The organism is Psychromonas sp. (assembly GCF_983033635.1).
In genome coordinates, this window is the sequence record NZ_CEZLMY010000178.1 from 1 (window position 1) to 6,967 (window position 6,967).

Sequence of the window (6,967 nt, forward strand, 5' to 3'; positions counted from 1 at the left end):
ATCTTGGAACTTATGACCTTGCTTTTCATCAAATATTATTCGGTAATATTGAGAAAGCTCATGATCACTTTGCTGCGAGTCAAGCATTTCATCACTTTTTGAAAGAATACATAAACAGTTTTGTGAATTTTTAGTACGAAAACCACTGACACATTTAGTTTCAATATCTAAATACTCTTCTGGCCATTCAATTTTTCCAACCATATTATCTTCTGGATGCAGATTCGGATTAAAGATAACTTGTTTAATACCACATAAAAAACCGATCCGTTCACTCCAAAAAGCCCCAAGTCCCACACCACATATAAGAGGAGATTTGTCTTCGCTACTTTGGATATGCTTATGAACTTCTTTTAGAATATGGCTCATATCATGTTTAGGATGAATGGTGCTGTAATGGACAAAACGCACATCATCATCAATAAACTTTAATTGCATCACTTTTTCATGATTACCCGGGCTTGTTGCATCGAAGCCGTGTAGATAAATGATCATTTACTTATTCCCGCCTTTATTATTCTAATCGTAAATTTAGCGATTTATTTTATAAAACTTTTGCAATCTATATTTTCAATAGGTTTGTTTATAAGTCTATGGAAATTCATGTAGAGTGCAAGCGTTGAAATTAACTAATTAGATCCGCTCGGCAAACTGCTTTAGCTTTTGATTGTTTTCTATGCAAATCGATTGTTAATACAACCTAATTTATTAATAGCTGAATCATATAGCTGCATTACAAAGCGTCGATTGCTTATTATTGAAGTGGACGAATCAGGTCCGCCCGGCAAACTGCATTAGCTTTTGATTATTTTCAATCCAAATCGGATTTTTATGTAAAGGTAGTTCAACACGATTATTAATATAACGTAATTTATTAATAACGGTATCATTCCCCTGCATTGGAACTTTTAGATTGTCTAATATGGAAATGGCACCATTGATATCATTACAGGCCAAAATCAGATCACAGCCTGCATTAAGCGCACTTGTAGCACGACTTAAATGATTGCCTGCAAAACTTGCACCATGCATTGATAAATCATCACTAATAATCACACCATTAAAATTAAGTTGTTGACGTAATATATCCTGTAACCAATAAGAAGAAAAACCAGCTGGCTGATTATCACATTGTTGATAAACAACATGTGAAGGCATCACCGCATCGAGTGCCTCTCGTTTAATAAGCTGACTAAAGGGTAAAAGATCATTATTAAAAATGTCATCTTTGCTACGATTATCAATCGGTAAATCAATATGAGAATCTGCTTTAACACTACCATGTCCAGGAAAATGTTTACCTGTTGAACGCATACCCGCCGCTTTCATTCCTTTGATATATGCCTGCGCTAATTGTATCGTTTGCTCAACGGAAGATGAAAATGCGCGTTTTTGGATAACATCGGAAATACCATTTAAATCAAGTACGGGGGCAAAACTTAAATCAATATCACAGGCAATTAACTCACTGGCCATTACCCATGCACTGCTAAACGCCAATTCTTTTGCGTTCTCTATATCATTAAATTCAAGCAAAGAGCCAGCTGAAGGTAAAAGAGTAAAACCCTCTCTAAAGCGTTGTACTCGCCCCCCCTCGTGATCAACTGCAATTAAGATATCATTGCGGGCGTAAAAGCGTATCTGCTGAACAAGTTCCTTTAGTTGTATAATATTTACAAAGTTTCGGGTAAATAAAATAACCCCGGCAACTAATGGATGCCCTAATATCTCTTTTTCCTGTGCGTCTAATTCAACACTTTGTACATCTATAATCAAGGGTTTCATTTAATTACTCTCTTCTAATGCAAAAAAACCAGCATTGCTGGTTTTTTTATTTACACTTAAATCATTTGCCTATATTTCAAATAGAAACCGTTAAAATCATTTCAGGCGACTTAATAATTTATCAATTTCAATGCGCTGGGCACCATTACTATCATCAAGCACAGACAATAGTATCTCTTTTGCCCCCGCCTGATCGTCTATCTCCAGATATGCGCGCGCCAAATCAAGTTGAGCACCAATACCATTTTCATCATCATCGATATCAATCCCCTCTTCTGCATTAACGACATCTGGAAACTCATTTAAACCTAAATCAAGATCTAACTCCGCATAGGGTTCATCTTTACTTAATTGATCACTATTTTCCAATAGGGTTTCAATATCAATAAAATCAGTTATTTGTTCAGAATCTACTTTAGGAAGAGGCGCATCCACATTAAAGGCTACATCACTTAATTGCTTAGCGAATATGTCCTGTCCATTTTTCTCCAGTTTCTCTTTTGGCTCTTGCTCTGCAATTAAATCATCTAATGCCGATGCATCAAACGGCACATTTTCATCTAACTCAAGTGCAGCATCATCTAAGTCAGTTAAATCAAGCTCTGTAAGCTCAAGCTCAGCTGATAGTGCTGTACTCTCAGCCAACTCCGTTAAATCAAGCTCTGCCAGCTCATCTATCTCTGTAGTTTCAAGCTCAGCTAATAGTGCAGTACTCTCATCCAACTCTGTTAAATCAGTTAAATCAAGCTCTGCCAGCTCCTCTATCTCTGCAGTTTCAAGCTCAGCTGATTGGGCTTTGCTCTCATCCAACTCTGTTAAATCAGTTAAATCAAGCTCTGCCAGCTCCTCTATCTCTGCAGTTTCAAGCTCAGCTGATTGGGCTTTGCTCTCATCCAACTCTGTTAAATCAGTTAAATCAAGCTCAGGGAATTCTAATTCACTCTCTTCTGATTCGCTTAAATCTAACCCTACTATTTCATCAATATCCGAAATTTCAAGCTCAGGGAATTCTAATTCACTCTCTTCTGTTGGTAGATCAGCTTGTAATTCTTCGATAGCCGATAACTCAATTTCAGATAAGGTTTCATTATTTTCTGTAGATTCCGCAATAACAGGGGCAATGTCAGCCGATGTTGCAGTTAAATCTAAGCTTGATTCATCTTGCTCTGCAACATCATTTTGCTTTACCTCTGCATCACCTGATTGTTCAGATAACTGAGCTTCCCATTCTGCGGCCAAATCCAAATCAGCTTGCTCTTCAGCTGACACTGTTCCCGAATCAGCAACGCTTGAAATAAGATCTTCCTCTTCAACCAGCGCTCCTATACCAAACGGGTCATCTTCACTTGTCTGGATTTCTGAATCATCCAAATCGACACTTGAAATAAGATCTTCCTCTTCAGCCAAAGCGCCGATACCAAACGGATCATCTTCGCTAGTTTCAGGCTCTTCTGCTTCGGTTAAATCAACAACAGCAAAAGCATCGTCTTCATCAGTTAGATCAATACGTTCACTTTCTTCTGCTATGGTGAATGTCTCGTCATCATCAATATTTATTGCTTCTGCTTGCGGAGCTTCTTTACCGGTATCTTGAACCATCGAATCATCAGTTGTGAAGTCCAATTCTTGTTCCGGTTCGTTAGAAAGATCCTCGGTTAATAATGCATCAAACTGACCTGATTCTTCCATTAAGATTGCGGTTGACTCAGCAAGTTCCTGCTCTTGCTGTGCAAGTGAATGTTTAGATCGAATGCGTATTACTACTGCAAATATTGTCAGTAAGAATAAAATGGGAGAGATAATAACAATTAACAAATTAATTAATGATGAAGTAATCCAACGTAATATTTCATTTATTAAACCTTCACCACTAAATGGGCGCTCTGCAACCGCGTCAAGCTGTGCACGGTAATCATCAATGATCTGCTGCAGTTTTTTATGAATTAATAATTCGCTTTCAATCTGCTCTGTTAAGGCAGATAACTCATCTTGAAGTGGTTTCAATTTTAGTTTTAAACTTTGATTGGTCTCTGTAGCAACCACCAGTTGTTCATTAACTATATTTAACTCATTTTTCAGTGCATCTAATTTATTTTCAACTGCAATTAATTCTTTTTTATCGACTAAATTATCTTTAACTAATTCCGCCACCTCAGGCTGTACAATTTCAGTAACAGGCTTTTCCGCTGCTTCTTTTTTTACTGGCTCTTTTATTACAGACTCTTTTGCAGGGGCAACAGGCGGCAGATTTTCTTCACTGATTTGTACCTGTTTTTTCCCTGAATATTTCGCGATTAAAGCAGATGCTTCTTTATCCGTTTGCCCTTGAATAAACTCAAGTGTCGGTACTGCAATAACAGATTCAGGAATAAGTTTGTTTATATTGCCTTTATAAAAAGCATAAGGATTTAATTTATAAATCGCAACGAGGGTTTGTTGAATACTAACAGAGTTATCTGGTCGTAATTTCGTCGACATTCCCCACAAAGTTTCAACCGCGGAGATTGGTCCATATTGTTCATATGAAAGTGCTTGTTCGCCATTTGGCCCTGTTAAATCAAGACTAAAACTAATTGATGGAGAAAAAACTAAAGGAGAACAACATACAAGAGTAAGCAGGAAGCGCTTCATATTCATTCCTTGTTTAAAGCAAAAAAATTAAGTAATTAACAATATGGTTGATTAACCATGAATAATAAACCAGCTCAATCAACAGCCGTGAAATAAAAGGAAAAGTAAGGCTAGAATTGAGAGCTAGCCCACTATAATCATGCGTTCAAAGCTTTCACAGGTAGGTCAGGATCAGTTTTTCAGCAACTTGTACCGCATTACTGGCAATACCAAAATAAACATTGTCTGCGCAAACCCATAAGTTGATCCCATTAGGATCACAAACATCTTTACGTAAACGTCCGATTTTAACGTCCGCGTTGCCTATAACATCATTGATCATATCCGGGTAATCACAAACCGATTCGGCTAAAGATATCCCCTCGCTGTGATGTAATGTTTGTGCAACTTCTTCTAAATCAACAGGATAATGAGTCTGCAAATGCACTGCTTGTGCGCACCCATAAAACATCGGCACAATTACCTGCGTTGATGAAACAATAATTGATGGATCGTTTAATAAAGTACGAATTTCATTAACCAGACGTAACTCATCTAAACTGATACCATCATCGTTAAACTCCCCCAGTTGCGGGAAAACGTTAAACGCAGCTTGTTGAGGGAACAGTTCTGATTTAATGCCTTTGGCATTTAATAAACGCGCGGTTTCACCCGCAAGGGTTGTTACGCCCGCTTTACCGGCAGCTGAAACTGAATGGTAACTAGAAACGCTAACACGTACTAAACCCACTTCCTGATGAAGCTGTTTAATCGCAACCGCTAGTTGTGCAGACTCACTACTTGCAATTGATATTTTATTAGTTTCAGCATAGCGGCTAAGGTTATCTTCATTGACACCAATCTGTACTAACGGCACATTTTCATCAGCTGAAAAAGTGCCACTGTTATCAATAACAACACAATATTCGCTGGCAATATCAGCCCATTTTTGGGTTGTTTCTGTATCCGTCAAGAAAAAAGCAATATCAACCTGTTGCCAGTCAAAATCTTCAATTTCTAAGACATCAACAGGTTTACCGGAAAACATTACAGTATTTGTTTGAGTTTCAAACTCTTCATCCTCAGAATCTTCTTCAGATTCATTGATGCGAGGAGTATTGAATTGTTCAGCTCCACTTGCTAAAGGAAATACCTTTGCTACAGGAAAGTCTCGTGCCGCTAATACTTCTAGGGTTGTTTCGATACAGCCATTTAATTCACCAATCAGGGCGATATTATATTCAGATTTCATGTTATTCCTTTGTATCATTTAGTTCGCCAGTAGAAAAACCTAACGACTGCAATAATGTATTTTGTTTTACGCTTGAGTAAACGGTTAATGTCGATAATTCGCGGCGTTCTTGATATGTTTTGCGCATGGTATCAAAACCATCAACTTGATCAATCATTTGTCTGAATAAGGCATCATCTCGACGAACATCAAAAATCAGATGCATTAATGATTTTAATAAAGTCTGATCCATACTTTGCGAGATAGATATCTTATTAATAGCTGGTAAAGCCACAAACTCTTTTAATCTGTGTTTTGCCTCTATATCTAATAATGCAGATAAAGCTTGATACAACATCTCAGTGCCGCGTACTTTGCCATCTAAGCTATACCCTGCAATATGTGGTGTTGCAATTTCAACAAAAGGTAATAGCTGTTTTTCAATATTCGGTTCATTTTCCCATACATCTAATACCAATGTAGGATGAAGACCTTGTTGGGCAAGCTTTAGCAGCGCTTTATTATCAATAACTTCACCACGTGATGCATTTAATAAAATTTGCTTAGCAGTAAGCTGCTTAAGTACTTGCTCATCAAACATATGCACCGTCGGGTATGCACCGTGTGCAGTTTTAGGAACATGTAAACTGATTATGTCAGCTTTTAATACCTCATCAAAAGTACAAAAATCACGCTTATCACCCGCATTTTGCAATGGTGGATCATATAGTTTGCAGTTAAGACCCAAGGCATTTAAACGTTGCCAAACCGCACTGCCTGTATTACCCGCACCAACGATTGCTAGCGTTTTATCGGTTAACTTAAATTGTTGTTTTTCGGCTAAAACAAGCAGGCTACTCAATATATATTCAGCGACAGAAATTTTATTGCAACCAGGTGCACTGCTGAATTTAATGCCCCGCTTTTTCAGATAGCTTTGATCGATATGATCGGTACCAATCGTCGCGGTTCCGACAAATTTAAGTGAACTATTTAAACTTAATAGTTGCTCATTAACCTGTGTAATTGAACGCACTAACAATACATCTGCATCTTCCAGCTGCTCAGCGGTAACCGTTCGTCCTGGAAAAAAATGTAGATTTCCGAGATCAGTAAAAAACGCTTCTGCATAGGGAATATTTTCATCAATATAAATATTCATCTTTTTTCCTACGGTGTTATATACCCAAACTACTTGAAGATGCAGATTCAGAGTTTCGTCCGGATGCTAGAACAAGGCGTAACATGATGAGAATGGTTGTTCCCTTTTCAAGTGTTACAACGCGGTGCTAGCTTTCGGGCGAATCTCCCGAAGGGCAAGGCGATAAACGATGCTCTTCG

General features: G+C 37.8%; 5 protein-coding genes. All 5 read right to left on the bottom strand.

Annotated elements, in window-relative coordinates; translation table 11 throughout:
* The coding region (gene ycfP / locus AC4GME_RS16070) for an alpha/beta hydrolase YcfP (RefSeq protein ID WP_490379760.1) at window positions 1–495 on the bottom strand (495 nt) is incomplete at its 3' end.
* A gap of 276 nt (window positions 496–771) precedes the next feature.
* Window positions 772–1,785 carry a beta-N-acetylhexosaminidase gene (gene nagZ / locus AC4GME_RS16075; protein WP_490379761.1) on the bottom strand — a complete coding sequence of 338 codons (1,014 nt, stop codon included), beginning with the start codon at window positions 1,783–1,785 and terminating at the stop codon, window positions 772–774.
* 96 nt (window positions 1,786–1,881) lie between these two features.
* Window positions 1,882–4,416, bottom strand: a complete 2,535-nt coding sequence (locus AC4GME_RS16080) for a FimV/HubP family polar landmark protein (protein WP_490379762.1) — start codon at window positions 4,414–4,416, stop codon at window positions 1,882–1,884.
* A gap of 154 nt (window positions 4,417–4,570) precedes the next feature.
* On the bottom strand, window positions 4,571–5,647 hold the full coding sequence (locus tag AC4GME_RS16085) for an aspartate-semialdehyde dehydrogenase (RefSeq protein WP_490377174.1): 1,077 nt from the start codon (window positions 5,645–5,647) through the stop codon (window positions 4,571–4,573).
* Window position 5,648: 1 nt separating this feature from the next.
* Window positions 5,649–6,788, bottom strand: a complete 1,140-nt coding sequence (locus tag AC4GME_RS16090) for a 4-phosphoerythronate dehydrogenase (RefSeq protein ID WP_490377175.1) — start codon at window positions 6,786–6,788, stop codon at window positions 5,649–5,651.
* Window positions 6,789–6,967: the final 179 nt, after the last annotated feature.

Coding starts and splice junctions, on each gene's coding strand:
- AC4GME_RS16080 (WP_490379762.1), bottom strand. CDS start 4,416: ATGAAGCGCTTCCTGCTTACTCTTGTATGTTGTTCTCCTTTAGTTTTT.
- nagZ (WP_490379761.1), bottom strand. CDS start 1,785: ATGAAACCCTTGATTATAGATGTACAAAGTGTTGAATTAGACGCACAG.
- AC4GME_RS16090 (WP_490377175.1), bottom strand. CDS start 6,788: ATGAATATTTATATTGATGAAAATATTCCCTATGCAGAAGCGTTTTTT.
- AC4GME_RS16085 (WP_490377174.1), bottom strand. CDS start 5,647: ATGAAATCTGAATATAATATCGCCCTGATTGGTGAATTAAATGGCTGT.